Below are 26,701 nucleotides of genomic sequence, written 5' to 3' on the forward strand. Positions count from 1 at the left end.
ATAAAGTGCGAATATAATGATTGATTTTAACTGTCCGATTTGCCCCATTTCTGTCTAATTGAATGTACCTGTAAATGTCGATTTAATTCTTGTTATGCAAGCTCCCTTATTGACTAAGTTATTCTAAACGGTGGGTTTCTTAAAATTAGAAGATACTTAAGCTTCTTCCGGAATAGCCATAGGATTATGTTAGAATCCCGATTCAATAAATTTCCATGCGGATCTGAGAGGAAACCCACTTGCTAAATCGAAAACTTAAAATTGGAATCGTGGTCGGTGAAGTTTCTGGAGATACGCTTGGCGCAAAATTGATTCGCCGTTTTAGTGAGCAAGGCATTGATGCTGAATTTGAAGGTATCGGTGGGCCACAAATGATCGCTGAAGGCTTTAAAAGCTATTATCCGATGGATATTTTATCGGTGATGGGCATTGTCGAAGTTTTAAAAGATATTAAAAAACTGTTTGCTGTGCGGGATGGTCTGGTGGAAACCTGGACTAAAGATCCGGTCGATATTTTTATCGGGATTGATGCGCCTGATTTTAACCTGCGTTTGTCAAAAACCATTAAACAAAAACAGTTACCGATTAAAACCGTGCAATACGTCAGTCCTTCGGTCTGGGCATGGCGTCAAGGCCGTATACATGGCATTAAAGCCAGTATTGATCTGGTACTGTGCCTATTTCCATTTGAAAAAGCCTTTTTCAAGCAATGGGATGTTCCGGCAGCTTTTGTTGGACATCCGCTCGCCAGTCAGTTGCCGCTTGAAAATCCGATTCTGGATGCTCAGACAGAATTAGGTCTGGATCCACATCAGAAATATATTGCCTTATTGCCAGGCAGTCGTCGTGGCGAGATTGAGCGTTTGGGACCTTTGGTTCTGGATGCTGCCAATATTCTGCATCAGAAACATCCGGATTATACCTTTCTGATTCCTGCGATTAATGATGCGCGTAAACAGCAAATCGAAAGTTTATTGGCCACTTATCCTGAGAGCTTAAAAGCCCAGATTCGCCTGATGGAAAATACCAGCGCTGAGTCCAAAATTGGCCGTCAGGTCATGAATGCATCCAATATCATTGCACTGGCGTCTGGAACAGCAACGCTTGAAGCGATGTTGCTGCACCGTCCGATGGTAACTTTTTATAAATTGCACTGGCTGACTTATCAAATTGCCAAATTACTGGTCAAAATCCCTTATTTCTCCTTGCCGAATATTATTGCCGGCAAAAAAGTAATTCAGGAACTGATCCAGTCTGATGCTACCCCGGAAAATCTGGCAGCTGAAATTGAAAAACTGATGGATATTGAAGCAGCACAGATTCAGGTTATGCAGCATATCACCATGCACAAGCAGCTGCTTTCTGGTAATAGTGAAGACCCGGCCAAAGCGGTACTGGCTTTAGTGCAGTAATTTTAGTCTGATAATAAAGATTGATTTTTCTGACAATTCAGCCGGTATTGGGTCGGCGTCTGTTCAAACTGTTTTTTAAAACTTTGGCTAAACGCCGTCTCGGATGAATAACCGACCAGATAAGCGATCTGCTGGATACCAAATCCACTATTTCGTAAATATTGCGCTGCCAGACGCAGGCGGTGCTGTTGCAGATAGGCAAGGGGTGGCTCACCGACAATCTGGGTAAACAGTTGGGCGAATTTGGAACGTGACATATGACACTGTTCGGCCAGACTTTCTACGGTCCAGGACTGTTCAGGTTTGCCATGAATCGCCGCCAGTGCATTAGATAATTCCGGATGCGAAAGAGCATTCAGCCAGCTCGAGGCATTTTCCAGGTTTAAAATATAATCTCGCACGCATTCAATCAGTAAAATACTGACCAGATGATCCAGAATCTTGTCACGTCCGGGACGAAGCTGCTGGGTTTCCAGTGCCAGAAACTGCAAGCCAACCTGTAACCATTCTGGCGCCGTATCACCCAGAATATGTTGAATATGCAGGTATTTAGGTAATGCACTCAAAAGAGGTTTGGCCATCTGGATATCCAAGCTAGAACGAATAGCCAGTATGAAACTATAATCCGCCGAATTTTCCCGATTGAGATCAATACATTGCTGTACATTGCTCTGAAAATAAGGATTAATCGCATGGTGCTCAGAAAAATCGGCATTGTCTGGGCAGGAAACATGATGGGAGGAACCTGCGGGTAATAGCACCAGATCACCTTGTTGCAGCTCCAGTCGATCACCATTCATGAACTTTAATTGCGCCTGTCCTTGTAACAGGATATAGGCCAGCATAAAGGGTTCATGTTGATAGTCAAAGCCGCCCGGATGAAATACATTCAGATAAAGATATTCCGATTTTTCCAGATGAATATCATCAAAAATTTTACTTAAAGCATCCATGCCTAACTCTATTCTTCTGTTTTATTTCATTTAATTGACTATAAATTTTTTAACTTTGTGATTTTAGGCCAGAATTTGGCAGCATGTGCCAAAGACGCTGACATAGCTTTTCTGGACGTTGAATACTGTTCGCGGCTGCTGAAATATTCAACTATAAGTGCAGAGTAACATAAAAAAGGAAGGTCGCAATGAATGCCCCTGCACAAATCCAGAAAGCGCAGTTTACGCAGGAAGCGTCGGCACTAAAAGGTGTAAAGCTGGATAAAAAACGTTTTGGCTGGTTGCTCAGCCCAGGTCTGCCTGTGATCGGAATGGGAATTCTGGCCGGTTATCATTTTGGTCCTAAAGCCACTCAAAAAGTCTTTGCAATGGGCGGGCCTTTATTATTGCATGTCATCATTCCGACATTGGATGCTCTGATTGGCGATGATGCCAATAACCCAAATGATGAGCAGATCAAGGCACTGGTTAACGATCCTTATTATGACCGCATTGTAAAAACATTTATTCCCTTACAAATGGCAGCCAATGCCTTTGCTGGCTATGTCGTAAGTCGCCCAAATATGTCTTTGCTAGATCAGGTATTGCTGGGAGTTTCTATGGGTGCGATTAATGGTGTGGGGGTGAATACCGCACATGAACTCAGCCATCGTCCACAGAAAAAAGACCATTACTGGTCTCATGCCAGCCTGATGCCTTTGGGCTATAACCATTTCCGGATTGAACATCCTTATGGACATCATAAACGGGTAGCCACGCCTGAAGATCCGGCATCTTCAAAAATGGGTGAATCTTTTTACCGTTTCTGGCCACGTACCGTAATAGGCGGATTAAAATCTGCAATCCAGATTGAAAAAAGACGGCTCGAGCGTAAGGGACTGAAATTCTTTAATCAGGAAAATGAGCTGTTTCATGGTTGGGCCATGAGTGCCGGCTATCATGCCTTGATGCTAAAGGCGTATGGCAAGAAAATTATTCCTTATACACTGACACAGGCATTTTATGGCGTTAGCCTGTTTGAGATTGTGAATTATATCGAGCACTACGGACTGAAACGTGGACAGAAAGCGGATGGCAGTTATGAGCGAACCTTGCCGGAACATAGCTGGAATAACAACAATATCGTAACTAATCTGTTTTTGTATCAGTTACAACGCCATTCTGATCATCATGCTTTTCCAAGCCGTCCATTTCAGGCGTTGCGGCATTTTGATGAAGCGCCAGAATTACCCAGCGGTTATGCAACCATGCTGATTCCAGCCTTGATTCCACCTTTATGGTACAAAATCATGGATCAGCGGGTATATCAGCACTATCAGGGCGATTTAAGTAAGGCTAATATCTTGCCTTCCAAGCGTGCCAAGCTATTTAAAAAATTTGGTGTAAATAACTCTACAGCTTAATGAATTACAAAATAAAAATGCGCCGATAAAGGCGCATTTTTTGATTAATTCTGCCTAGAACCAGTCGGCTTGCATATTCAGGCAAGTATCATCCAGATGCATCAGTAATTTGGCCTGATGTTCAATTTCAGGGAGTTCCCAGCGAATAAAATATTGAGCTGCCTGAATTTTCCCTGCCAGAAAAGTCTGATCTTCTGCCTGCGAAGATGTGCCAAACTTGAGTTGAGCCTGATTCGCCATTTCCAGCCATAGCCAGGCTAGGATGGTCTTACCCATCATATCCAGATACAGGCCTGAATTGGCCAAAGCTTCGCTGACTTTACCTTGATGCAAGGCCTGGCCTAAAATCTGTGTAGTCTTTTGCACAGTGGCAAGATGCTGTTTATAGATCTTTGCGAGTTCCACTATCTTCGGATCATGAATCTCTGACAAGGTCTTCTGGATGCGCTGCATGAGCAGATTGAGCCCTTTGCCATTATGCTGCCAGAGTTTACGTCCCAGCAGATCCAGAGATTGAATGCCGTAAGTTCCTTCATGAATCGGATTGAGCCGGTTATCACGGTAACATTGCTCCACCGGATATTCACGAGTATAACCCGCGCCGCCCAGGACCTGAATAGCCAGATCATTGGCTTTCGGACCATAGGCAGAAGGGAAAGATTTGACCACCGGGGTGATGAGATCAAGGAGAATTGCACTATCTTCATCTTGAGCTGCCTGAAGTTCATCAATTAATCGGGCTGCAAATAAGCAAAGTGCCAGCGAACCTTCTACATATGACTTTTGCGCCAGTAGCATGCGTTTGACATCGGTATGTTCAATGATATTTACTGGTTTCGAGTCAGGTGTTTTTTCATGAACTGGCCGGCCTTGCGGACGGTTTTTAGCATAATCCAGAGATTCCAGATAGCCACGATAACCAATCATGGCTGCGCCCAGACCGACACCCACACGTGCTTCATTCATCATCTTGAACATATATTTTAAGCCATGACCGGGTTCACCAATTAAATAGCCTAAGCAATTATCATTTTCTCCAAAGCTTAAAACTGTAGATGTAGTACCTCGATAGCCCATTTTGTGCAGTAAGCCAGCCAGCTGTACATCATTAGCTTCACCGAGTGAACCATCCTCGTTGGTTTTGAATTTTGGTACGATAAACAGGGAAATTCCTTTCACGCCTTGCGGCGCATCCTGAATCCGCGCCAAGACCAGATGCACAATATTTTCGCTAATGTCCTGATCGCCACCCGAAATAAACATTTTCTGGCCTTTAATTTTATAAATTCCATCTGCCTGAGGAATCGCTTTAGTGGTCAGATCGCCCAAAGAGGAACCTACATTCGGCTCTGTCATGGCCATGGTGCCAGCAAAGCGGCCACTCAACATATGCGGTAGGAATATTTGCTTTTGTTTTGGGGAGGCAAAAGCCTGTATCAGGTTCGCCGCAGCGGCCGTTAGAAAAGAATAAGCCACGGTGGACGGATTGGCCGACATAAAATAAGCATTGCAGGCCATATTCACCAAAGTGGGCAGTTGCATGCCACCATCTGCATAATCATGCTGGGCGCAAAGCAGGCCGGCATCGGCAAACTGTTGCCAGGCTGTCTTCACTTCATCAATGGTTTTGACCTGTTTGCCATCAAAGTTCGGTTCTTGTTGATCAGCTTTGGCATTATGCGGCGCAAAATAATCAGTCGCGATACCTTTTGCCGTTTCCAGAATACTGTCGAAAGTATTTTTGTCATGATCCTGATAGCGTTGCAGTTTAGTCAGCGCTTCAAGTTTGAATACGTCATAAAGCTGGAAATGCAGATCTTTATCATTAATCAGTTGGGTCACGGTACTATCCTGAATGTGCAATCCTTGAGATAGCATCAAGACTAGCAGTTGCTTTTATTGAGGAGGATTGTCAATAATGACATGAATCGGGTGAAAAGTGACAATTAGTAAAGTATGCAACAGGTGGTGATTTTAGGCTTTCATGGGGCTCTGGCTTCGGCCATTACGGGTGTGGTCGATTTATTTACTATGGCTGGCGTAAGCTGGAACCGGATCCAGCAGCAGGACGTACAGCGCCTGTTTAAGGTGAGTATCGCCAGTCCGGAGGGACATCCGATTCGGTGTATCAATGGGCTGCAGTTGCAGGCACATTTTTCTTATCAAGAGATTCAAACTGCAGATATTCTGGTGGTACCGACCATCGCTGCACCGATTCAGGATGTATTGCAACAGAATCCAGAACTGATTCATTTTTTAAAATCTGCACATGCAGAGGCGACTTTAATTGCAGGAAACTGTACGGGGAATTTTTTTCTGGCAGAAGCAGGCATTTTAGATGACCGGATTGCAACAACACATTGGGGTTTTCAGGAAGTGTTTTGTTCACGCTATCCTAAGGTGAAACTGAATGCCGATCTGATGATTAGCCGAGATCAGAATATCTATTGTGCAGGTGGAGGCCTGGCCTGGTTTGACCTAGGTTTGCATCTGATTGAGCGCTTGTATGGCTTTGAGGTGGCCATGCAATCGGCTAAATCTTTCGTAATTGATTACCGCCGTGATAGCCAGTTGTCTTATTCATTGCTGAATATTGGCCAGCCGCACCATGATGAACTGGTACAAAAAATCCAGAACTGGCTAGAGCAGCATTTTCATGAAGATTTTAGTTTGAACCAGCTGGCAGAGCAGTTTAATGTGACTGGCCGGACCCTGATTCGACGCTTTAAACAAGCCTTAGACATACCGCCCAATCAGTATCTACAAGCGATCCGGATTGAGGCTGCCCGTAAACGACTGGAAGAAACCGATCAAGCTGTGGATGTGATCATGCAAAATGTCGGCTATCAGGATCCAAGTTCATTCCGCCGTTTATTTCATAAAAAAACCGGTCTGACGCCGTTGGAATACCGGCGCCGGTTTAGCCGACGCTTTTAAAAGCGCTTAATGAGAAGGCTGTACTTTTCCCACTTTACGGCCATGCAGAAGGTAATACCAAACCAGGCAGCTCAGGGTGAGCAGCGCCGAGAACAGATAAAGCTGACGATAACCAATCTGATCCAGCAGCATACCCAGGAAATAAGGGCCAAAACCAAGACCGGCATCCAGGGCAATAAAGAAGGTTGAGGTAGCAAGCCCCATACGCTGCAATGTCGTACTTTTCACCGCAATGGTTTGACACACTGACTGGATATTCCCGAAACCAAAACCGAGCAATGCTGCACTAGTAAGTAATATCACAGAATTCTGTGCCTGACTCAGCAGAAAAATCCCTAGTGCCATAATCACAATGGCAGGATAGATAATGATATTTTCGCCTTTACGATCCATGAGCGGGCCGGTAAAAGGACGCGAAAGCAAAATGGCAAAGGCATACATTAAGAAAAAGAATGATGCTGCTTCGACCAGATTAATGTCTTTGGCATAAAAATGAATAAAGGACAGTACACCTGAATAAGAAGTAGCCACCAGCAGTACAATCAGTGCAATCGGTAGGGCATTCGGTTCAATATACTGGGCCAGTTTACTGGTGCTTTGCGAAGTAGAATCTGCTGACGAATGACCTGCCTTAAGGCGTGGTGGCTGGATGAACAAGCCACAAATCAGGCAGCTGAGCGCAACGATACTGGTAAAGATGAAAATTACCTGATAATTAAAATTTGTCATCAGCCAGATTCCGGCAAAGGGACCAATCGCTGTGCCGAGGGTGCTGCTCATGCTGAAATATCCAATTCCTTCACCACGTCGTGTGGCAGGAATGGTCTGTGCAATCACTGTACCCAGTACAGTAGAAGCCATACCCATCATAAAGCCATGTATCAGACGGATGCCTAGTAAAACTTCCAGCTTGGCCGGAATCATATACAGTCCGGAAAAGAGTAGGAAACCAGTCAGGCCAATGACAAGCGTATTTTTTAGGCCCAGACGATTCAGTAATTTTCCGATCAATAAGCGTCCGAATAGGGTGCCGACAATAAACAGACCTGATACCAGACCGGCTTGTGCAGTCGAAGCCCCTAGCTCAGCCACTGAGTAGCCGACAATCACAATCACCAGTAAGTAGAACACCAGAACCAGCTGGAAATTCACCAGACTGATCAGGATAAAATTGGGCGTCCATAAAGGCGCTTCTTGTTCTTGGCTCATTGAGGTCTGTCCTGAGATGAGGGATATAACTGCTGAATGAGTTGCATCAAGGTATTTTTACTGCCTTCAAGATCATCTGATTCAACGTGCTCAAGCAACTGATCTTCAAATGCATCGATCTGTTTGGAACACATCGCAAAGGTCTCAACTCCTTGCTCACTCAACTTGAACAGCTTTTGACGTTTGTCTTCAGTTTCGAGTTGGGCAATCAGATCGAGTTCAACCAGTTGCTGAATCCGCTTAGTAATACCGGGCTTGGATACATTGAGATAACTGGAAATATCTACCAGCGTGCATTGTTGCTTTGACTGGATGACGTATAACACCTGCCATAAGGAATAATTTAATTGAGATGACAACAAGATCGTATTGATCTCATCGCTCATCAGTCGTGCGCAGCGTAATAACAGCGTACGAAGTCGGGGAGATTCGGAAAACATATGGTTAGTTAACCTGGGTAACTAAATTTAGGCCTAATTTACGCCTGTTTTATCTAAAGCTCAAGAGGAGAGTTTTAAAAATTATTCAGAGTAATATTTTCTTTATCAGCAAGAGTTACATAGTTTAACCTGATTAAAAAATAATCAACAAAAGACTACATACTTTTTATAACAGCCACGCCTAAGCTAGCCATGTCACTAGAAAAATTCATGACTTAAAAATTGAAGGGCAAAGATGCCAAATAACAATGCATAGGTGAAGCTTATGACTCTGGGTTTAACTGCATTAGAGTTAGCACGAATACAGTTCGCCTTTACTGTATCTTTTCATATCATTTTTCCGGCAATTTCTATTGGCTTGGCCAGCTTTCTGGCCATTCTGGAATGGCGCTGGCTCAAAACCCAAAATCCGATTTTTCAGGATCTATTCAAATTCTGGGTGAAAATTTTCGCTGTGGCATTCGGGATGGGTGTCGTCTCTGGTGTGGTCATGAGCTACCAGTTTGGAACCAACTGGAGTGAGTTTTCCCGGGTGGCAGGCAGCGTGACTGGACCTTTATTGGCCTATGAAGTACTCACCGCTTTCTTTCTGGAAGCGGGCTTTCTGGGCATCATGTTATTTGGCTGGGGGCGAGTGGGACCAAAGGCGCACTTTTTCTCGACCTTGATGGTTGCGATAGGCACCTGTATTTCCATGTTCTGGATTTTATCGTCCAATAGCTGGATGCAGACCCCACAAGGCTTTGCGATTGAAAATGGCCTGATTGTTCCGCAAGATTGGCTTGCTATCGTGTTTAACCCATCTTTCCCTTATCGTCTGGCCCATATGGCCATGGCTGCCTTTCTGGTTTCCGCCTTACTGGTCGCTGCTACAGCCGCATGGCATCTAATCAAAGGCCGTCGTGATGCACTGGTCAAGACTTCATTTTCCATGGCGATGTGGCTGCTTCTGGTACTCGCGCCCTTACAGGTCATCGTCGGTGATATGCACGGTATTAATACCCTTGAACATCAGCCAGCCAAACTTGCAGCCATGGAAGGGCACTGGGAAACCAATCATGACGAAGGCATGCCCTTATATCTCTTTGGTATTCCAGATATGGAGGCCGAAGAAACCAAATATGCAGTCGCAATTCCCAACTTGGGTAGCCTGATTCTAACCCACTCGATGGATGGAAAGGTTACAGGACTTAAAGACTTTGCGCCTGAAGACCGGCCGAATTCGCTGGTGGTGTTCTGGAGCTTCCGGATTATGGTCGGACTCGGCGTATTGATGCTGTTACTGGCGTTATGGGGAGCGTGGGCACGTACCCGTGGTCGCTTTTATGAGTCCCGTGCATTGCACCGATTTGCCCTGATTATGGGACCTTCCGGATTTATTGCCATGCTTGCGGGATGGTTTACCACAGAAGTCGGCCGTCAGCCTTGGGTAGTCTACGGCATCATGCGAACCAAGGATGCATTGTCTCCGGTTTCCGCTGAACAGGTGGGGCTGACCCTGATTATTTTTGTAGTTGTCTACTGTGTGGTATTTGGTATCGGAATTTACTACATGTTGCGCCTGATGCACAAAGGCCCGGATTTTATTCATACCCGACCAGATCATGAATCAGATAGCGATGTGGTTCAGGCCTCGCGTCGACCATTAAGTAGTATTCGCGAACGTATCGAAGAAGTTCCTGAACAACCGGATCAGGAGGATAAAAAATGATTGATTTATCATTAATCTGGATTGTGATTATTGGTTTGGGTGTATTGATTTATACCATTCTCGATGGTTTCGATCTGGGCATCGGCATCTTGTTTCCTTTCTTTCCGCATCAGGATGAACGTGATGTCATGATGAATACCGTGGCTCCGGTCTGGGATGGCAATGAAACCTGGATGGTTTTGGGCGGTGCAGGGTTATTTGCAGCTTTTCCACTCGCTTACTCGACCGTACTCTCGGCGCTGTATATGCCAATTATTCTGATGGTGATTGCCTTGATTTTCCGCGGCGTGGCTTTTGAATTCCGCTTCAAGGCAAACCGCAGTAAGCATTGGTGGGATAAAGCCTTTATCGGTGGTTCTGCGATCACCAGTTTCCTGCAAGGCATGATTTTAGGCGCTTATATTCAGGGCATTGAAACTCGAAATGGTGTCTATGTTGGTGGTGGTCTGGACTGGCTCACTCCATTCAGCATCTTCACCGGAATCAGTGTGGTGGTGCTCTATGCGGCATTAGGCTGTGGCTGGCTAATCTATAAAACCGGAGATGATTTGCAGGATCGAATGTTTAAACTAATGCCTAAGCTGATTATTGCCTTGCTGATCATATTGGGTGCTGTCAGTATTTATACGCCGTTGACCCATCCACAGATTGCCGAACGCTGGTTTAGTCAGCCACAATTCACCTATTTTATGCCAGTTCCAGTTCTGGTTCTGCTATTTACCTGGCTGGCCTTACGTGCCTGTAAAAGACGCAGTGAATTAGGTCCATTTACCTATATGCTGGTTCTGGTTTTCCTCGCTTATACTGGATTCTTGATCAGTCTATGGCCATATATTATTCCGCCGAGCGTAACAATCTGGCAGGCAGCAGCGCATGAAAATAGCCAGTTATTTGCTTTGATTGGTGCTTTGATCCTGATTCCAATTATTGTGATTTATACGGGTATGTCCTATTGGGTGTTCCGGCATAAGGTCAGGGTCGGCGATGATGGCTATCATTAAGGAGTGGTCATGAAAGGCAAACAGGCATTATGGTTTTTAGGATTATGGCTGGCAGGATTTTTAACGCTGGCTCTGATTGCTGGCGCATTCCGCTTTCTGGTGCATTTGGCTTATTAAATCGGTAAAACTAAAATAAATGAAAAAAAGTGATCTGAATGTCCTGATCACTTTTTATTATTTGCAATTTATATTTGATAAAATCAAATTGACGATTTTACCTGTTTACGATAAACACTTGGACGTACAGGACGGCTACTTTTCCAAAGACCTTTTTTCTGTTTCTTGGCTTTATTTTGCAGCTCCATCATATAGCGTAAATGATTTTTGTCCTTAATATATTCTTCATAGACCCACGCTGCACCACGTTTGACAATCTCTTCATTGATATTTTTGCGATAGCGATAGACCACACCGACACAACGGCCATAACGGTCAATGTCGGTTATCTTGACCCGAATCATTTTATTATTCACCATGCTTTTGACCAGACGCTGCGATTCTTTACCATAGGCTTGGGATGATTCGGGGGCATCGACAAAAGCAAAGCGCAATTTGGTTTCAGAGCGACGAATGTTAAAACGGTAGCAGGTGAGGGTATCACCGTCACTTACAGCTTTTACACGGCACCAGTATTTTTTGCCTTTCTTAAAGGGACGGAAAACATCTTTTAAATAAACTGTAATCTTATGCAGCAGATAATAAGAAAAACATAGCAGTACTAGACCCAGCACAATTTGCCAGGTGGTGGAGAGATTTAACAAAGGCAAGATCCAAATCAGCAAAACCAGCTGTAAAATCACAGCTAAAAGTCGAGCCATTCTAGAGCAAAGCCAGTAGATCTACGGATTAAAAGCTAATCACTCAGTGTTTAGTTTTGTACCAGCTAAAATAGCCTAAGTATATTTTTCTGGCGAAAAGATGAATCTGCAACCATCTAAACTTATATATAAAATAGCCTAAGCAATTTAAATTTCTTTATAAATAGCCTAAGTAAAAATTTTATAAATTTCAGCTCTCAAAAATTGATGTCTCTTATTCTCGTGCAAATCCTTATGCCAATATATCCCCATATTAATTTTCGGCAGTTCCACAGGGACTTCAAAAATATTTAGACTGGTAGCCAATTGTAAATGTACCAATACATTTTTAGGAATAGTCAGCATAGCTGTCTTTTGTTGTTCCAAAATTTGCAGAGCAGTTGAGTAATGCTGACAGCGTAAAAAAATCTGTCGTGAATATTGTTTACGGCTTAAATAAATATCCTCAACTAAAACGCCAGTACGGCGTGATGACACGCCAATATGAGGTGAGGCAAGATAAATCTGCTCATTCATTTCTGTTAATTGTGTACACACTACAAATTCATCTTGAACCAGACGCTCAAACTGGATTTTTTCAGCAATGTTTTGTTCCAGATCTATGACAAAATCGACCTGTTGAGAGGCGAGGTCTGCTGCTATATTTTTACGGTCCAGCTTCATGCTGCTAAGTTGAATTTCCAGATTGAGTTGTTGAAAGTGCTGAACCAGTCTGGGAAAGATCATTGGCTCAATTTCATCATGTACGGCAATTTTCAAACTCTGAATCATTTCCGGTCTGAAGTGCTGATGCTGTATTGAAATATTTTGAATCGCAAAAAGTGCATTCTTCAGCTCAGGATAGATCTGTTCCGCAAACGGCGTAGGTTGCATTTTGCTGCCAGTACGTACAAATAAATCATCCTGTAAATGCTGTCTTAAACGTTGTAAAGCATGACTGGCAGCAGACTGGCTAACTGATAAAATCTGTGCAGCTTTAGAAATACTGTTCTGCTCATAAATTGCCATAAAAAGCGGATAAAGGTTAATGTCGATACGATGAAAATTTCGCAGGTCCATGACTGTTTTAGAATGAATGCTATGCATAATAATGTATGGAGTAAAATCATTTTATTCATAATAGGTTTTGGGTTAAGGTGTTGTAAAGCGTATGAATTAGAATATTTAGAGGGATAAAGAGATGTTTGAGCTTTCAGCACGTGCACAAGATTATTTAAATAGAACCAAAAAATTTATTGCTGAGGAAATTGAACCAGTTGAAGCTGATTTCTGGCAGCAAGTTCATGAGTTGAACCAAGGCGGCGACTGGACCAAATGGCAATGGCCTGCAGAACTGGAAAGCTTAAAAGCCAAAGCCAAGGCAGCTGGCCTTTGGAATATGTTTCTCCCTTGTCCTGAACTTGGCCAGGGTTTATCGGTTCAGGAATATGCACATATTGCCGAACTTTCAGGTCGTAGCCTGATTGCACCAGTCGTATTTAACTGTAATGCGCCAGATAGCGGCAATATGGAAGTATTGTGGCGTTATGGTTCTGAAGAACAGAAACAGCAATGGCTGAAGCCACTATTAGAAGGGAAAATCCGTTCGGTCTTTTGTATGACTGAACCTGCAGTTGCATCCAGTGATGCCACCAATATGCAGGCAACGGCGGTAATTCAAGGTGATGAGATTGTTCTGAATGGTCGTAAATGGTGGTCATCAGGTCTGGGTGATCCTAACGCCAAAATCATTATTTTTATGGCACATACTCCAGATGAAACAAAAGACCGTCATCATCAGCATTCGATGGTTCTAGTTCCGGTAAATACCGCAGGGGTAAAAATTGAACGTATGCTGCCAGTGTTTGGTGACTACGATGCACCACATGGCCACGGCGAAGTCAGTTTTGAAAATGTCCGCGTTCCGGTAGCGAATTTTATTGGTGGCGCCGGTCAGGGTTTTGAAATTGCTCAAGGTCGTTTAGGACCAGGCCGTATTCATCATTGCATGCGCTGTATTGGTGCTGCGGAAAAATCCTTAGAGCTGATGATTGACCGTGGTATGAGTCGTAGCGCATTTGGCAAAGAGATTTTAAAACTCGGCGGTAACTTGGAACGGGTCGCGGAAGCACGAGTTGCGATTGATCAGGCCCGTCTTTTGACCTTGTATGCCGCCTATAAAATGGATACTTTAGGGAATATGGCGGCATTGACTGAAATTTCTGCGATTAAAGTCGTTGCGCCAATTGTGCTGGAAAAAGTCGTCGATATGGCGATTCAGATTCACGGCGGTGCCGGTGTCTCTCGTGATACGCCACTGACTGGATTCTTTGCCCAGGCACGTGCTTTGCGTTTGGCCGATGGCCCGGATGAAGTACATAAGGGCATGATTGCCAAACTGGAACTGGCAAAACGTGGCTACAGTACACGCCACAAAAAATAAACTGGCTTAAATAGAAGATTGCAACGTATTAAAAAATTTTAAGGAAAAATTATGGCGGTTATTGATGTAGGTGGAGCAGTTCGTCAAGGTGAAGAACTGGATGTACAAGCCATCACCAATTGGTTAATTCAGCAAAATGTGAATGTTGAAGGCCCTGTGCAAGTGACCCAATATTCAGGCGGAGCTTCAAACTGGACCTACCGTTTACAGTATACCAATGCCGATCTAATTTTACGTCGTCCGCCGCACGGTACCAAAGCCAAATCTGCACATGACATGGCACGTGAATATCATGTGCAGAAAGCCTTGGCTGAACATTATCCTGTGGTGCCTGAAATGGTGGCGCTTTGTCAAGATGAATCAGTGATTGGCTGTGATTTCTATGTCATGAAACGTCTGGAAGGAATTATCCCTCGCGCCAAAATGCCACCTGAGCTGCAGCTTACTGAATCCGATATCCGGATTTTATGTATCAATGTGATTGATAAACTGATCGAACTGCATCAGGTGCCTTATCAAGGGACCGAACTTAAAAATCTCGGTAAGGGTGAAGGCTATTGTCGCCGTCAGGTCGAAGGCTGGGATGCTCGTTATGAAAAGGCCAAAACGCTGAATGTTCCATCCTTTAAATATGTACGCAACTGGCTGAAAGACAATATTCCTTCTGATTCCAAAACCTGTGTGATTCATAATGACTGGCGTTTTGATAATGTCATCTTAAATCCGGAAAATCCGACTGAAGTGATTGGCGTACTGGACTGGGAAATGGCGACACTCGGCGATCCGCTCATGGATCTAGGTTCTGCTTTAGCCTATTGGGTGGAAGATACTGACAATGCCATCTTTAAGGCAACACGCCGCCAGCCGACCAATCTAAAAGGTATGTTTACCCGTAAAGAAGTGGTGGATTACTACTTGGGAAAAACCGGCCTGCAACCGGAAAACTGGGCGTTTTATGAGGTGTTCGGAATTTTCCGTCTCGCGGTGATTGCCCAGCAGATCTATTATCGTTATTACCACAAACAGACTAATAATCCAGCGTTCAAGGATTTTTGGGTGGTGATTCATGCCTTGCATATTCGTGCCTTAAAACTGATTGGCAAGCAAAAACTGGAAGCCAATGAGATTGCACAAAAGTATGTGCTTAAATTTAAAGAGATAATGCCAAAATGACAACCATTTACTTGATCCGGCATGGCCAGGCCTCTTTTGGCGCAGAAAGTTATGACCAGCTTTCGCCCAACGGTGAGTTACAAGCAAAGCTTTTGGGCCACTATTTTGATGAAATTCTGAAAGAAGCACCTTATGTGGTGGCTGGCTCCATGCAACGCCATCAGCAGACGGCGCATTTATCTCTGGATGAATGTTTTCCGGAAAGTGAGATTCTGACCGATAGTGCCTGGAATGAATTTAATCATCAGCAGGTATTCGCCCGTTATGAGCCGCGCTTTAATCAGCCTGAATTGCTGAAACAGGATGTATCAGAACATGAAAATCCACGAGATTATCTGAGCAAAATTTTTAGCGGTGCAATTGCACGCTGGACTGGCGATGATTATCACCATGAATATGATGAATCTTGGCCAAGTTTCAAAGCACGCGTGGAAAGCGGCTTAGAAAATCTGTGTGACCAGTTGTCCAAAAGCCGTCCGCGCTATGCAGTAGTCTATACCTCAGGTGGTGTGATTTCTGTTGCAGTAGGTAAAATTCTAGGGCTGAGCCCGGAGAAAACCTTTGCCCTGAACTGGGCGATTACCAATACCAGTATCACGACACTACGTCTGGTGGGTAATGAACCGCAACTACTCAGTTTAAATGAACATCATTTTATTAAAGCACAGCGTCCAGACTTATTGACCTGGATTTAAAATGAGATTGAAAACCTAATACGCTAGAAAAATAAAGGAATAGGGTAAATACATGGCTAAAACAATTTTAATTACCGGTGCAAGTTCAGGGATCGGCGCCGGTATGGCACGTGAATTTGCGAAAAAAGGCTATAACCTGGCGATTTGTGCACGTCGTTTGGAGCGTCTGGAAATCTTAAAGCAGGAACTGGAAAGCCAATATGGCATCAAAGTCATTGCCAAAACACTAGATGTCACCGATTACGATCAAGTGTTTGAAGTGTTTCGTGCTTTTAAAGAAGACTTTGGCACCATTGACCGAGTTATTGTGAATGCTGGTGTCGGTGAGGGCCGCCGGATTGGTAAAGGTAATTTTGCTATCAATAAAGCCACGGTTGAAACCAACTTTATTTCGGCATTAGCACAATGTGAAGCTGCAGTTGAAATCTTCCGTGCACAAAACTCTGGCCATCTGGTGATGATTTCATCTATGAGTGCAATGCGCGGTATGCCAAAACATTTAACGGCTTATGGTGCAAGTAAGGCCGGCGTGGCTCATTTAGCGGAAGGCATTCGAGCTGAACTGATTGATACGCCAATTAAAGTGACCACCATTTTCCCAGGATATATTCGTACTGAAATTAATGAAGGGGCAAAAAAGCTACCTTTTGAAGTCGATGAAAAAACTGGTTCGCGTTTATTGGCAGCAGAAATTGAAAAAGCACCAGTTAAGGCTTATGTGCCGAAATGGCCTTGGTTGCCACTCGGTCTAGCCATGAAAGTATTACCACTTAAACTGGTGAACAAGTTAGGTTAAAAGCGCTCTTAGATCTATAAAAAGAGAAGCTAGAGCGCTTCTCTTTTTATTTTTTATGACAAACTGAGAAAAATTTCTGAATCAGTATTTTTTTCTAAAAAATGTATAGCTTGAATTTACAAAAAAGCGAAATTTTATAAATCCTAATATATTGATTATTAAAATAAAGTTTTAAATTATCAAAAATTATATTTTTATTTTATTGATGAATTTGCAATTAAATCAATTACTTTTAAATTTTCGTTTCATGAGAAAGACCATCTTTTACTTTTCCTAATTTTCGCCAATTTTAAGAACTTTTCCAAACTGTCCAAAACTTAGACATACTCACTCTAAAAGTGGAAAGATAACTTCTCTTTTTTAGAATTTCCTTTAATGTACAACCGTTCAGAAATTAAAGGTTGTCCATATGTCTACATCTGCGGATATGACTGACCAGCAGCGAATCTCCAAGGTCAGAAGTATCGTTACCCAGGCCGGGGAAGAGGTGCGTGCTCGTTATCCCATACTCAAACATCAGAACTTTATCGGTGCGAGTATTTTAGGCTTTGCCTGGGCAGGCATGATTGCATGCGCGGTAGCATATGGAACAGGTTATCTTTCAGCATGGTTTACCATTCCCTTGATTGCGATTTTTGCGTCATTGACCCATGAACTGGAACATGACCTGATTCATTATATGTATTTCAAAAAAACACCTTGGGCACATCATCTGATGCTGGCACTGGTCTGGCTGGCACGTCCAAACACCATCAGTCCGTGGGCACGTCGTCGTTTACATCTGCATCATCATAAATATTCAGGCACTGAACATGACCTGGAAGAACGTGGCATCAGTAATGGTATGCCTTGGGGCATTCGCCGAATTCTAGTAATTAGTGACCAGTTGATGTCAGTGTATCTGCGTCCATTTCAGATGTTTAAAATGATTCATCTTTTTCTGGAAAAGCAGCCTGAAAAAGAACGTAAAATTGCCATGATTTCTCAGTTATTCGGCTTTTTACCTCTCAGCATTATTTACTATGGATTGTGCTACCTGTTTGTGGTCTTTCATGGTTTAAATGCGGTTGCACCACTATTCGGTTATGAGATGCTCTGGGCGCAAGGCATTGTCGACGCCATGCCGATCGTGAATCTGCTGGCAGTCATCTGGGTGATTCCTAACTTTATCCGTTCTTTTAGCTTGCAGTTTGTCAGTTCAAATATGCATTACTATGGCGATATTGATCCACGTGATGTGATCAAACAAACCCAAGTGCTCAATCCATGGTGGATGGTCCCGTTCCAGTTATTCTGCTGTAATTTTGGTTCGACCCATGCGATTCATCATTTTGTGGTCAAAGAGCCATTTTATATCCGTCAACTGACGTCCAAAACGGCGCATAAAGTGATGAAAGAAGTAGGTGTGCGTTTTAATGATGTGGGAACCTTTAAGCGTATGAATCGCTGGAATGACTATAAAATCTAAGCTTTGATTTCGATAAAAAAACCCGTTTTAAAGCGGGATTTTTTTATATTTATCCTTTGTGTTTTATCTAATGGCAAGATGTATAATCCTATATTTTACAAGAATCCTATCTCAGCAAAATTTAAGTGATTATTCATCTAAAATGACTGTTGAGGAAATAGTTCAAAAGAATAAACTCAGGTAAAATCAAGTATATCTTTATATAAATTAGCCCGCTATGTTGCTGAAAGCCGCCACCATTGCCTTAATTCCTGCACTTATCATTCAGGGTAATCGCGTCAAGAAAAATACCTTGAAGTTGCCTGAACCACAGGGAAAACGTGAAGGTCGAACAGGAACAGGCGAAAAACTTTCTCTGCTCATTTTAGGAGATTCCGCGGCGGCAGGTGTAGGCGTAGAACATCAGGATGATGCATTACTGGGTGCAATTCTGCATGAACTGAAAAATGACTTTGAAATTGAATGGAAATTACAGGCCAAAACCGGCGATACCAGCTCAAAAGTGATTCGCGCTTTGGACCAGATGGAATTCCAGCATTATGATGTAATTGTCACATCGGTTGGCGTCAATGATGTGACCAAACTGATGCCTGCTGATATTTGGATTCAGAAACAGGAACAGCTTTATAGCAAAATCCAGCAAAAATTTAGTCCGAAACTGATTATTGCTGCTGGAGTTCCGCCAATGAATATGTTTCCGGCGCTACCGAATCCTTTAGCGTGGCTATTTGGCCAGTATGCTAAACAGATGAACCAGCAACTGGAAAAATTTGTGAATCAGCAAGTGAATATGCAATGGATTGAATACGATATTGAGAAGTATCGTGCCATGAATTTACAAATGGCTGCAGATGGTTTTCATCCGAGTAAGGAAGTTTATACACTTTGGGGACAAGAAGTAGCTGGCAAGATTCGGAAGACCTTCTAAAATAGTTGAAATCTCTCAATTTAGTTAATTCTATGTCTGATATTGAAACGCATCCGCTACCGCCATTTTTACCGCCCAATGCCAAATTACTGATGTTGGGTAGTTTTCCACCGCCTGCAACACGCTGGAAAATGAATTTTTATTATCCAAACTATCAGAATGATATGTGGCGGATTTTTGGGCTGATTTTCTTTGAAAATAAAGATTACTTTTTGGACTTACCTAATAAAAAATTTCAGGAACAATTGATCCGGGATTTTTTAACTGAAACGGGGATTGCGATTTTTGATAGTGGCTATCAGATCCGGCGTTTAAAGGGCAATGCTTCAGATAAATTTTTGGAAATTGTAGTACCCACCAATATTGAGCAACTGCTCAGCCAAATGCCGCAGTGCAATCATATTATGACCACAGGCGACAAGGCCACAGACACCATGATGCTGTCTATGCCTGAAGGGACTTTAAAGCCGAGTATTGGTCAGCCTAGCGAGGCCCATTTTGTCGGACGTGATCTGTATTTATATCGCATGCCTTCATCTTCTCGAGCATATCCGGTTTCTTTGGAGAAAAAAGCCGAAAGTTACCGATTGATGTTTGAGCATGTGGGGCTGGTTTAATATTTAATCCAATAATCAGATGAAAAATGGTTAAAGAGATTTAAAACTTTAAATAAGAAAATAACTTACTATTTGTAAGTTTTTAGCCTCATTTATTTACATATTTGGATATTCAACCCAGCGATAGCTATTGATTTTAATCTCCCGGATATGATGAAAGCTGGACCAGATTAACTGGCTACCTTTGATCCATTTTAAAACTCGAATACGAGATTCCACCTGCTGTATTTCTTCAGATGTGGCTGAACGTAAAGTGCCAATTTCTGCATACAAACGTACTCCTGGGTAACGCTTAAATTTACCTTTCAACAGTGCATGAAACCAAAACAGTTTGCTACTAATGCAAAATTCGGCGATTAGCCATCGTATTCGACATAATCCCACAAATTTAAACGTGCTTTAATTTCCTGACGGATCTCAGGCAACATCGGCAAAAGAGTACCATCAATCCATAAGCTCAACGCTTGGGCAGAAAGTACTTGCTGCTGTTCATCGACCAGTTGTGCACCTTTCAACATAATTCCGGTCTCATCAGTGGCTTCGGTTTCTACACCTTTAAATAAAACCTGTAATTCATAACCGCTATCCTGAATCAGCCATTCCAGTTCGAGCTGAATATTTTCACTGGATTTCAAAACCACCTGTCCCTCGACCGTATCGGAGTCGGACAGACAGTCATGTTCCACCCGAATTTTGGCCAAATACCATTCTTGCTGGGATAAATCATGGAGAGTTTTTACAGGCGTCAGAATATCATTGAACTTAAACTGACGGCTTAAATCAAAAAATTGCATGGGAGTGGAGGGCGAAAAATCGCAAAATACGAGAAAAGTGTAATTTTAAAGTAAGCGCAATCGACTGTAAAACCTTTTAAAAGATGATTGGACTAAGTTAGTTTAAGTGGCCATTCTCGAAATATGGGCTTTTTATATCATGTAATTTTGAGGTCATTCCAATGTCATTACATTAACCATTCACCGGGAAATTTCGTCACCAGATTCATCATAAAACGCTGGAATTTTGTAGTTTCCGGATCATGTAAATGTTGAATGCTACGGCCATCTTTTTGATGTTCAAGCCAAATCATTTCATTTTTTTCATTCAGCTTAACCTGATAAGCCACGCGTGGTAAGTACTGATCCATCGCACTGGTGATTTCCTTCTGAAAATCTTCCGACTCAATGACCAGACCGACTTCGGTATTCAGATAGGCCGAACGCGGATCAAAATTAAATGAACCGACAAACACCATGCCATCCAGATCAAAAAATTTAGCATGCAAACTGGAGCTGTTTTTGTTTTTAGCCGGGATGATATCTCCGGTCATAATTTCATACCAGGTACGTTCCGGACGGACAATATAGGGTTTAAATTCCCAGAGTTCGATGCCACTTTTCAATAATTGCTGACGATATTGCTGATAATAGGCATGCACTGCGGCCACATCATTGGCCTGAAAAGAGTTGGTCAGGATTCTGATTTTCACGCCTTGTTGAGCACGACGGGTTAAATAATCGGCCCCTTTTTGCGTGGGAATAAAGTACGAGGACACCAGTTCCAGATGTTTTTTCGGCTCACCCATTAATTCGAGCATATGGGTATAAATATAATCGCCATTTTTGGCATGAGGACGAGCTTTTGCGGGACTATCCGCAACAAAATAAGCCGGCGCCCAGTGAATGGGTTGTTTTTTTAAGTGCTGTTCGACTTGTTTCTCGGCAATACCCACCCGGCGTTTGAGTTCAGTTTCATCAACATCTTCACGTTCAAATTCAGTTCTGAGCCTTTTAAGCATTTCAGGATGGCCGGCATCATTCAACACCTGTCGAACGTCATAACTCAGATCATCATTCCAGAAGTTAATAAAGGTCTGATTGGCATCTGTTACGCTTTGACCCGCGAAGAATATATCCACATCGGTGAATTGAAAATCTTCACTGGCATCAAAATATTCACTGCTGATATTGCGGCCACCGGTCACGGCTGCAGTGCCATCCGCAATGATCAGTTTATTGTGCATGCGATGGTTGACCTTTTTCATCCGGAAACCATAATCCAGCGCACGTAAATGACGAAATTTATAGGGATTAAAAATCCGGACTTCAAAATTTGGATGCTGGCTTAGAGCAAGAAGCTTGTCATCAAGCTGGGTGCCATTTTGATCGTCAATCTGAATCCGTACTTTAACACCGCGATCAGCGGCTTTAAGTAATTGAGACAAGATCATATTGCCAATATAATCATCCTTCCAGATGTAATATTGCAGGTCCAGATGATATTTGGCCTTGTTAATCAGGTGCAGACGCGCTGCCATACTCATAAAGCCATCATAGAGCGGCAAGAAAGCCGTTTTACCACTATTGATCTGCTGTTTTGAAAGTTGATTGTCGATCCAATGTGCAGGTCGAACCGGCGTGATTTTCGCTTCTTCAGCAGTGTTGGGAGCCAGTTCACAGCCAGAAAGCATGATGCTAAAAGTAAAAATGCTCAAACATACAAAGGGCGAAGGTTTAGTCATTGATGTTCCATTAATTATAGGATCTTTTATTCCTTATCTAGTGATGTTAATAGTTGAATCTCCGAATAGAAAGAGGTTACTGTTAGTCATCTGTAAATCAGCAAAAAAAGGACAGTTTTACATGAAATCACGTGCAGCAGTTGCGTTTGGTCCAGGCCAGCCATTAGAAATTGTAGAAGTGGATGTTGCTCCACCAAAAGCAGGTGAAGTATTAGTAAAAATTAGCCATACAGGTGTGTGTCATACAGATGCATTTACCTTGTCTGGTGAAGATCCTGAAGGTGTATTCCCTGCAATTTTGGGTCATGAAGGTGCGGGTGTGGTCGTTGAAGTAGGTGAAGGAGTCACTAGCCTGAAACCGGGCGATCACGTGATTCCGCTTTATACTGCTGAGTGCGGCGAATGCTTGTTCTGTAAGTCAGGTAAGACCAACCTGTGTGTTGCTGTGCGTGAGACCCAGGGTAAAGGCGTAATGCCAGATGGTACGACCCGTTTCTCTTATAATGGCGAGCCGATCTATCACTATATGGGTTGTTCAACTTTTTCTGAATATACCGTGGTTGCTGAAGTTTCTCTGGCAAAAATTAATCCTGAAGCCAACCATGAGCATGTTTGTCTGCTGGGTTGTGGTGTGACGACCGGTATTGGCGCGGTACATAACACGGCTAAAGTGCAGGAAGGTGACAGTGTTGCAGTATTTGGTTTAGGTGGTATTGGGCTTGCTGTAGTACAAGGCGCACGTCAGGCTAAAGCTGGCCGTATCATTGTGATTGATACCAATCCGGATAAATTTGAACTGGCGAAACAGTTTGGGGCGACAGATTTCCTGAATCCAAAAGACTATGATCAGCCGATTCAGCAAGTGATTGTCGAAATGACTGGTTGGGGTGTAGACCATTCATTCGAATGTATCGGCAATGTAGATGTGATGCGTTCAGCACTAGAATGTGCGCATCGTGGCTGGGGTCAGTCGGTGATTATTGGTGTTGCCGGAGCAGGTAAAGAAATTTCAACCCGTCCATTCCAGTTAGTCACAGGTCGTAAATGGATGGGTACTGCATTTGGTGGGGTAAAAGGTCGTTCACAATTACCGGGAATGGTAGAGCAATCCATGAAAGGTGAAATTCAACTTGAGCCTTTTGTGACACATACCATGCCACTGGATCAGATCAATGAAGCTTTTGACTTGATGCATGAAGGTAAATCAATCCGTACGGTCATTCATTTTGACTAAGCTTTTTCAATTTTAAAAAAGACCGGTATTAAACCGGTCTTTTTTATGCGGCTTTCACTTGATTCAGGATACATTAGTGCATGAAAGCCTCACAGAGAGTCACTGAAACAAAACACGCCTGCTAATGTCATTACATGCCAGATGCTTATATTAAATAGGACGTATGAAGATACGTGCTAAAACCATTTTAAAGAATAAGGATAAGCTCTATGTCGAATGATAATTTTGATCGTGATGTAATTAAGAATGCGCCTAAAGATGTCCGCGATGATTTAAATGCTGATCCAATTACGGGTGAACCTGGCGCACATCCTGTGGGTACAGGTGTCGGTGCTGCAGGTGGTGCAGCTGCAGGTGCAGCTATTGGTGCTGCAGGCGGTCCAGTGGGTGTCGCTGTCGGTGGCGTTGTCGGTGCTGTTGTTGGTGGTCTGGCAGGTAAAGGTGTAGGCGAAGCTATAAATCCAACAGAAGAACAGGCTTACTGGCGTGATAATTCGATCAATACGCCATACTATTCAGATGCCCGTACTACCTATAGCGATCTGGATTATGACCGTGATTATGATACGGCCTATCGAGTCGGTTATGAAAACCGTGGTAGCTATGATGCCCATACCCGTTTTGAAGACGTAGAACCTGATTTGAGAATGAAATGGGAACAAATAAAAGGCGAATCACGTTTAAACTGGGAACAGGCTAAATTTGCAGTGCGTGATGCCTGGAATCGTGTTTCACGTTAATTTTTAATCTTTGGATTAAACTGAAGTTTCTTTGGTAAAACCCGCAATAGGTTTGTGGGTTTTACTAATTTTAGTGATACATATCACGGTTTGATTGATCGATAAATAAAAGTAGAAAAGTTAATAAATATTTTTTTATATTTAATGCTTGTCAAATGATCACAGAGCGCGTATTTTAATTTCAGAATCACATTTTATGAAAGACATAACATGTTAAAGCAACCTATCATTTCAAACGCATATTTTTATTTCTGGCAGTTTAGCTAATTGCCTGAATGCGTTTGGGCAATGAAAAGGTTGCCCACCAGTTTATACCTGATCGGCAACCCTGATCAGGTTTTTTTATGCCTTTCATTTTTTAAAATATTTTGGAGACAGCCATGACAAACTTTAACTATTCATATTTTAACAACTTTTATTGGTCTTATTTTAGTCAGCTAATGACACTCACAACACTTTCGATTAGACCCATAACGCTCAAATAAAAGTTTGGACTGATTGCCAGTCCCAGGATTAAAGTCATGAATACCCCAAATACATCACAACAACATCATGCTGAAAGCATTTTAATTTTACCTCAGCAGCTTAAGCAGCAATTGCCACTGTCTCCGCAATTGGCCAGCCAAGTCGCTGAACATCGTCAAATCATTCAAAATATATTAGAAGGCAAGGATCATCGTTTGATGGTGGTCACCGGCCCATGTTCCATTCATGATGAAGCTTCGGCGCTAGACTATGCAGAAAAATTAAAACAGCTTCAGTCACAGCTATCTGATCAGATTTTCCTGGTGATGCGTGCTTATATCGAAAAACCGCGGACTACCGTAGGCTGGAAAGGTTTCCTTTACGATCCAAATCTGGATGGTTCATCCAATATGCAATTGGGCTTGGAAAAATCTCGTGACTTATACCTAAAAATCATTGAAATGGGTCTGCCCATTGCCTCTGAAATTCTTAGCCCGATGGCAACTGCTTATTTCGATGACTTATTAGCTTGGGGTGCGATTGGCGCACGTACCAGCGAATCGCAAATTCATCGCGAAATTTCCAGCCATATGCCGTACAGCATCGGTTTCAAAAATGGTACTGACGGTTCGATCCAGATTGCATTAGATGCCATTCAGTCTGCCTCTCATCCTCATCAATTCCTGGGGATGAGCCAGTCTGGTTTACCATGCATTTTACACTCGCAAGGTAATCCTAAAGCACATTTGATTTTACGTGGCTCGAATAGCGGACCAAATTACCAATTGTCAGAAATTGAGAAAATCCGGGCCAAACATCAGATCGACTTACCGGCATTGGTGATTGACTGTAGTCATGGCAATAGCTCAAAAAATCCGATGCTGCAGCCTGAAGTATTGGAGCAGATCGTGGCAGAACGCTTACAGACCAATGTTCGTGGCGTAATGCTAGAAAGTCATCTTGTTGACGGCAACCAGAAAATTTCTGAGCAAATGACTTATGGTCAGTCTGTAACTGATGGATGTCTGGGCTGGACAAAAACCGAACAACTATTGTTAAATATGACTGACTCACTACGGCTCGAAGGTTTGAAGCGTAGTGCTTAAAACTGAATGATGTCTTTCCTCAATTGATTGGGGAAAGACAGAATCGGATGAAGCCGATCAGCGCATCTCCCAGATGCTTAAACTAGCTCATCACAGCGTTTGAAAATAAAAATAATGATTAGAACGATTTTATAAATTGAATAAAAATAATTAAATTAAAAAATAAACAATAACAATAATTTATTAGAGGTCTTGCTTCAGCTGATTCTACACGGCTGACCAGTCATGATCTCAGGAATCTCGATATGTATACAACCGAATTGCTCGATGAAGCGCGTAAATTTATGCACCATATGCTAAGCGTAATACGGACTCCAATAATGAACTGCGCTTGCAAATCAAATTGAAAAGTAATCGTCTTAACCCAGTTTTACAGGCGGAAAGTACTCAAATATCTATGCTTGAGCAGTCTAGATCACGCACACTTTCTACCGATTAATACTGAGGATCTGGGCAACGCATAATTTGGCTAAAAACGTATGGCCAATGTCACTTTTAATGTTAGGTGGCATAATCAATGCCAGAGTCTGAAAGCGGATATTTCTATTTTGGACTTACAAGGGCTGTTATTCACCAATTAAAATGTCTATGCGATAAACCATTTAAAATGTCCTGTTTTTAACCACAAGAGTCAAGCACAGGATTTAACTTTCTT

At 42.8% G+C, this 26,701-nt stretch carries 24 protein-coding genes and 1 pseudogene; 16 read left to right on the top strand and 9 right to left on the bottom strand.

Translation table 11 applies throughout. The features are described 5' to 3' along the window. Positions 1–239 precede the first annotated feature (239 nt). Positions 240–1,412 carry a lipid-A-disaccharide synthase gene (gene lpxB, locus NI470_RS13210; protein WP_085064437.1) on the top strand — a complete coding sequence of 391 codons (1,173 nt, stop codon included), beginning with the start codon at positions 240–242 and terminating at the stop codon, positions 1,410–1,412. 2 nt (positions 1,413–1,414) lie between these two features. On the opposite strand, the gene NI470_RS13215 is transcribed toward lpxB, so the two are convergent. After that, entirely contained in the window at positions 1,415–2,365 is a 951-nt protein-coding gene (locus tag NI470_RS13215; protein ID WP_253148636.1) for an AraC family transcriptional regulator, read from the bottom strand. Positions 2,366–2,553: 188 nt separating this feature from the next. On the opposite strand from NI470_RS13215, the gene NI470_RS13220 reads away from it, so the two are divergent. Further along, positions 2,554–3,768 carry an alkane 1-monooxygenase gene (locus NI470_RS13220; protein ID WP_180087538.1) on the top strand — a complete coding sequence of 405 codons (1,215 nt, stop codon included), beginning with the start codon at positions 2,554–2,556 and terminating at the stop codon, positions 3,766–3,768. A gap of 54 nt (positions 3,769–3,822) precedes the next feature. Here the strand turns inward: NI470_RS13220 and NI470_RS13225 are convergent, their stop codons facing one another. Beyond that, positions 3,823–5,646, bottom strand: a complete 1,824-nt coding sequence (locus NI470_RS13225) for an acyl-CoA dehydrogenase (RefSeq protein ID WP_005251976.1) — start codon at positions 5,644–5,646, stop codon at positions 3,823–3,825. A 78-nt stretch (positions 5,647–5,724) separates the two neighbouring features. Between NI470_RS13225 and NI470_RS13230 the strand changes: the two genes are divergently transcribed. Next, positions 5,725–6,705, top strand: a complete 981-nt coding sequence (locus NI470_RS13230) for a GlxA family transcriptional regulator (protein WP_253148638.1) — start codon at positions 5,725–5,727, stop codon at positions 6,703–6,705. Between the two features lie 6 nt (positions 6,706–6,711). Here NI470_RS13230 and NI470_RS13235 read toward each other — a convergent pair whose 3' ends face one another. Both NI470_RS13235 and NI470_RS13240 read right to left on the bottom strand, forming a co-directional pair. Continuing rightward, the gene (locus NI470_RS13235) at positions 6,712–7,914 is read right to left on the bottom strand and encodes an MFS transporter (RefSeq protein ID WP_253148640.1); all 1,203 of its coding nucleotides are present in this window, start codon (positions 7,912–7,914) and stop codon (positions 6,712–6,714) included. After that, entirely contained in the window at positions 7,911–8,354 is a 444-nt protein-coding gene (locus NI470_RS13240; RefSeq protein WP_253148642.1) for a MarR family winged helix-turn-helix transcriptional regulator, read from the bottom strand. The genes NI470_RS13235 and NI470_RS13240 overlap by 4 nt, the downstream gene beginning before the upstream one ends. 265 nt (positions 8,355–8,619) lie before the next feature. On the opposite strand from NI470_RS13240, the gene NI470_RS13245 reads away from it, so the two are divergent. Genes NI470_RS13245 through NI470_RS13255 form a run of 3 tightly spaced genes read left to right on the top strand, consistent with a single transcriptional unit; the run spans position 8,620 to position 11,183 of the window. Continuing rightward, on the top strand, positions 8,620–10,065 hold the full coding sequence (locus NI470_RS13245; protein ID WP_004280451.1) for a cytochrome ubiquinol oxidase subunit I: 1,446 nt from the start codon (positions 8,620–8,622) through the stop codon (positions 10,063–10,065). Continuing rightward, positions 10,062–11,066: a cytochrome d ubiquinol oxidase subunit II gene (gene cydB / locus NI470_RS13250; protein ID WP_004647089.1), complete on the top strand. Its 1,005-nt coding sequence runs from the start codon at positions 10,062–10,064 to the stop codon at positions 11,064–11,066. Before NI470_RS13245 ends, cydB begins: the two co-directional genes overlap by 4 nt. A gap of 9 nt (positions 11,067–11,075) precedes the next feature. Continuing rightward, positions 11,076–11,183, top strand: a complete 108-nt coding sequence (locus tag NI470_RS13255; RefSeq protein WP_253148644.1) for a DUF2474 domain-containing protein — start codon at positions 11,076–11,078, stop codon at positions 11,181–11,183. A gap of 83 nt (positions 11,184–11,266) precedes the next feature. Here the strand turns inward: NI470_RS13255 and NI470_RS13260 are convergent, their stop codons facing one another. Continuing rightward, a complete protein-coding gene (locus NI470_RS13260; protein ID WP_253148646.1) occupies positions 11,267–11,884 on the bottom strand; it encodes a thermonuclease family protein in 618 nt (205 codons plus the stop codon). 168 nt (positions 11,885–12,052) lie between these two features. After that, the gene (locus tag NI470_RS13265; RefSeq protein ID WP_005266278.1) at positions 12,053–12,970 is read right to left on the bottom strand and encodes a LysR family transcriptional regulator; all 918 of its coding nucleotides are present in this window, start codon (positions 12,968–12,970) and stop codon (positions 12,053–12,055) included. 94 nt (positions 12,971–13,064) lie between these two features. Between NI470_RS13265 and NI470_RS13270 the strand changes: the two genes are divergently transcribed. From NI470_RS13270 to NI470_RS13300, 7 genes are all read left to right on the top strand, one after another. After that, on the top strand, positions 13,065–14,306 hold the full coding sequence (locus tag NI470_RS13270; RefSeq protein ID WP_253148648.1) for an acyl-CoA dehydrogenase family protein: 1,242 nt from the start codon (positions 13,065–13,067) through the stop codon (positions 14,304–14,306). A 51-nt stretch (positions 14,307–14,357) separates the two neighbouring features. After that, positions 14,358–15,479: a phosphotransferase family protein gene (locus NI470_RS13275; RefSeq protein ID WP_253148650.1), complete on the top strand. Its 1,122-nt coding sequence runs from the start codon at positions 14,358–14,360 to the stop codon at positions 15,477–15,479. Continuing rightward, positions 15,476–16,174, top strand: coding sequence for a histidine phosphatase family protein (locus NI470_RS13280; protein ID WP_005100133.1), 699 nt, complete (start codon positions 15,476–15,478; stop codon positions 16,172–16,174). Before NI470_RS13275 ends, NI470_RS13280 begins: the two co-directional genes overlap by 4 nt. Positions 16,175–16,226: 52 nt before the next feature. After that, entirely contained in the window at positions 16,227–16,970 is a 744-nt protein-coding gene (locus NI470_RS13285) for an SDR family oxidoreductase (RefSeq protein ID WP_004280440.1), read from the top strand. 409 nt (positions 16,971–17,379) lie between these two features. Beyond that, positions 17,380–18,438 (top strand): fatty acid desaturase, encoded by a 1,059-nt coding sequence (locus tag NI470_RS13290; RefSeq protein ID WP_253148652.1) that lies wholly within the window; start codon positions 17,380–17,382, stop codon positions 18,436–18,438. Between the two features lie 217 nt (positions 18,439–18,655). Continuing rightward, positions 18,656–19,366 (top strand): SGNH/GDSL hydrolase family protein, encoded by a 711-nt coding sequence (locus NI470_RS13295; RefSeq protein WP_253148654.1) that lies wholly within the window; start codon positions 18,656–18,658, stop codon positions 19,364–19,366. 32 nt (positions 19,367–19,398) lie between these two features. After that, positions 19,399–19,983, top strand: a complete 585-nt coding sequence (locus NI470_RS13300; protein WP_005251966.1) for a uracil-DNA glycosylase family protein — start codon at positions 19,399–19,401, stop codon at positions 19,981–19,983. Between the two features lie 96 nt (positions 19,984–20,079). Here NI470_RS13300 and NI470_RS13305 read toward each other — a convergent pair. From NI470_RS13305 to NI470_RS13315, 3 genes and pseudogenes are all read right to left on the bottom strand, one after another. After that, positions 20,080–20,322 (bottom strand): annotated as a pseudogene (locus NI470_RS13305) (pyridoxamine 5'-phosphate oxidase family protein); the annotation flags it as partial. A gap of 17 nt (positions 20,323–20,339) precedes the next feature. Next, complete coding sequence (locus tag NI470_RS13310; protein WP_253148657.1) at positions 20,340–20,777, bottom strand: hypothetical protein; 438 nt, start codon at positions 20,775–20,777, stop codon at positions 20,340–20,342. Positions 20,778–20,944: 167 nt separating this feature from the next. Next, complete coding sequence (locus NI470_RS13315) at positions 20,945–22,501, bottom strand: phospholipase D family protein (RefSeq protein ID WP_253148659.1); 1,557 nt, start codon at positions 22,499–22,501, stop codon at positions 20,945–20,947. Between the two features lie 121 nt (positions 22,502–22,622). Between NI470_RS13315 and NI470_RS13320 the strand changes: the two genes are divergently transcribed. The 3 genes from NI470_RS13320 (at position 22,623) to NI470_RS13330 (ending at position 26,046) form a co-directional block, all read left to right on the top strand. Then, a complete protein-coding gene (locus NI470_RS13320; RefSeq protein WP_191112250.1) occupies positions 22,623–23,735 on the top strand; it encodes an S-(hydroxymethyl)glutathione dehydrogenase/class III alcohol dehydrogenase in 1,113 nt (370 codons plus the stop codon). 209 nt (positions 23,736–23,944) lie between these two features. Then, positions 23,945–24,475 carry a hypothetical protein gene (locus NI470_RS13325; protein ID WP_004731160.1) on the top strand — a complete coding sequence of 177 codons (531 nt, stop codon included), beginning with the start codon at positions 23,945–23,947 and terminating at the stop codon, positions 24,473–24,475. A gap of 521 nt (positions 24,476–24,996) precedes the next feature. Then, entirely contained in the window at positions 24,997–26,046 is a 1,050-nt protein-coding gene (locus NI470_RS13330) for a 3-deoxy-7-phosphoheptulonate synthase (RefSeq protein ID WP_180087526.1), read from the top strand. Positions 26,047–26,701: the final 655 nt, after the last annotated feature.

Origin of the sequence: Acinetobacter lwoffii (assembly GCF_024129115.1) — a bacterium.
Classification (GTDB): domain Bacteria; phylum Pseudomonadota; class Gammaproteobacteria; order Pseudomonadales; family Moraxellaceae; genus Acinetobacter; species Acinetobacter lwoffii_T.

Coding starts and splice junctions, on each gene's coding strand:
- NI470_RS13265 (WP_005266278.1), bottom strand. CDS start 12,970: ATGCATAGCATTCATTCTAAAACAGTCATGGACCTGCGAAATTTTCAT.
- NI470_RS13260 (WP_253148646.1), bottom strand. CDS start 11,884: ATGGCTCGACTTTTAGCTGTGATTTTACAGCTGGTTTTGCTGATTTGG.
- NI470_RS13285 (WP_004280440.1), top strand. CDS start 16,227: ATGGCTAAAACAATTTTAATTACCGGTGCAAGTTCAGGGATCGGCGCC.
- cydB (WP_004647089.1), top strand. CDS start 10,062: ATGATTGATTTATCATTAATCTGGATTGTGATTATTGGTTTGGGTGTA.
- NI470_RS13320 (WP_191112250.1), top strand. CDS start 22,623: ATGAAATCACGTGCAGCAGTTGCGTTTGGTCCAGGCCAGCCATTAGAA.
- NI470_RS13225 (WP_005251976.1), bottom strand. CDS start 5,646: ATGCTATCTCAAGGATTGCACATTCAGGATAGTACCGTGACCCAACTG.
- NI470_RS13230 (WP_253148638.1), top strand. CDS start 5,725: ATGCAACAGGTGGTGATTTTAGGCTTTCATGGGGCTCTGGCTTCGGCC.
- NI470_RS13245 (WP_004280451.1), top strand. CDS start 8,620: ATGACTCTGGGTTTAACTGCATTAGAGTTAGCACGAATACAGTTCGCC.
- NI470_RS13325 (WP_004731160.1), top strand. CDS start 23,945: ATGTCGAATGATAATTTTGATCGTGATGTAATTAAGAATGCGCCTAAA.
- NI470_RS13220 (WP_180087538.1), top strand. CDS start 2,554: ATGAATGCCCCTGCACAAATCCAGAAAGCGCAGTTTACGCAGGAAGCG.
- NI470_RS13315 (WP_253148659.1), bottom strand. CDS start 22,501: ATGACTAAACCTTCGCCCTTTGTATGTTTGAGCATTTTTACTTTTAGC.
- NI470_RS13310 (WP_253148657.1), bottom strand. CDS start 20,777: ATGCAATTTTTTGATTTAAGCCGTCAGTTTAAGTTCAATGATATTCTG.
- NI470_RS13235 (WP_253148640.1), bottom strand. CDS start 7,914: ATGAGCCAAGAACAAGAAGCGCCTTTATGGACGCCCAATTTTATCCTG.
- NI470_RS13280 (WP_005100133.1), top strand. CDS start 15,476: ATGACAACCATTTACTTGATCCGGCATGGCCAGGCCTCTTTTGGCGCA.
- NI470_RS13255 (WP_253148644.1), top strand. CDS start 11,076: ATGAAAGGCAAACAGGCATTATGGTTTTTAGGATTATGGCTGGCAGGA.
- NI470_RS13240 (WP_253148642.1), bottom strand. CDS start 8,354: ATGTTTTCCGAATCTCCCCGACTTCGTACGCTGTTATTACGCTGCGCA.
- NI470_RS13330 (WP_180087526.1), top strand. CDS start 24,997: ATGAATACCCCAAATACATCACAACAACATCATGCTGAAAGCATTTTA.
- NI470_RS13215 (WP_253148636.1), bottom strand. CDS start 2,365: ATGGATGCTTTAAGTAAAATTTTTGATGATATTCATCTGGAAAAATCG.
- NI470_RS13275 (WP_253148650.1), top strand. CDS start 14,358: ATGGCGGTTATTGATGTAGGTGGAGCAGTTCGTCAAGGTGAAGAACTG.
- NI470_RS13300 (WP_005251966.1), top strand. CDS start 19,399: ATGTCTGATATTGAAACGCATCCGCTACCGCCATTTTTACCGCCCAAT.
- NI470_RS13295 (WP_253148654.1), top strand. CDS start 18,656: ATGTTGCTGAAAGCCGCCACCATTGCCTTAATTCCTGCACTTATCATT.
- NI470_RS13270 (WP_253148648.1), top strand. CDS start 13,065: ATGTTTGAGCTTTCAGCACGTGCACAAGATTATTTAAATAGAACCAAA.
- NI470_RS13290 (WP_253148652.1), top strand. CDS start 17,380: ATGTCTACATCTGCGGATATGACTGACCAGCAGCGAATCTCCAAGGTC.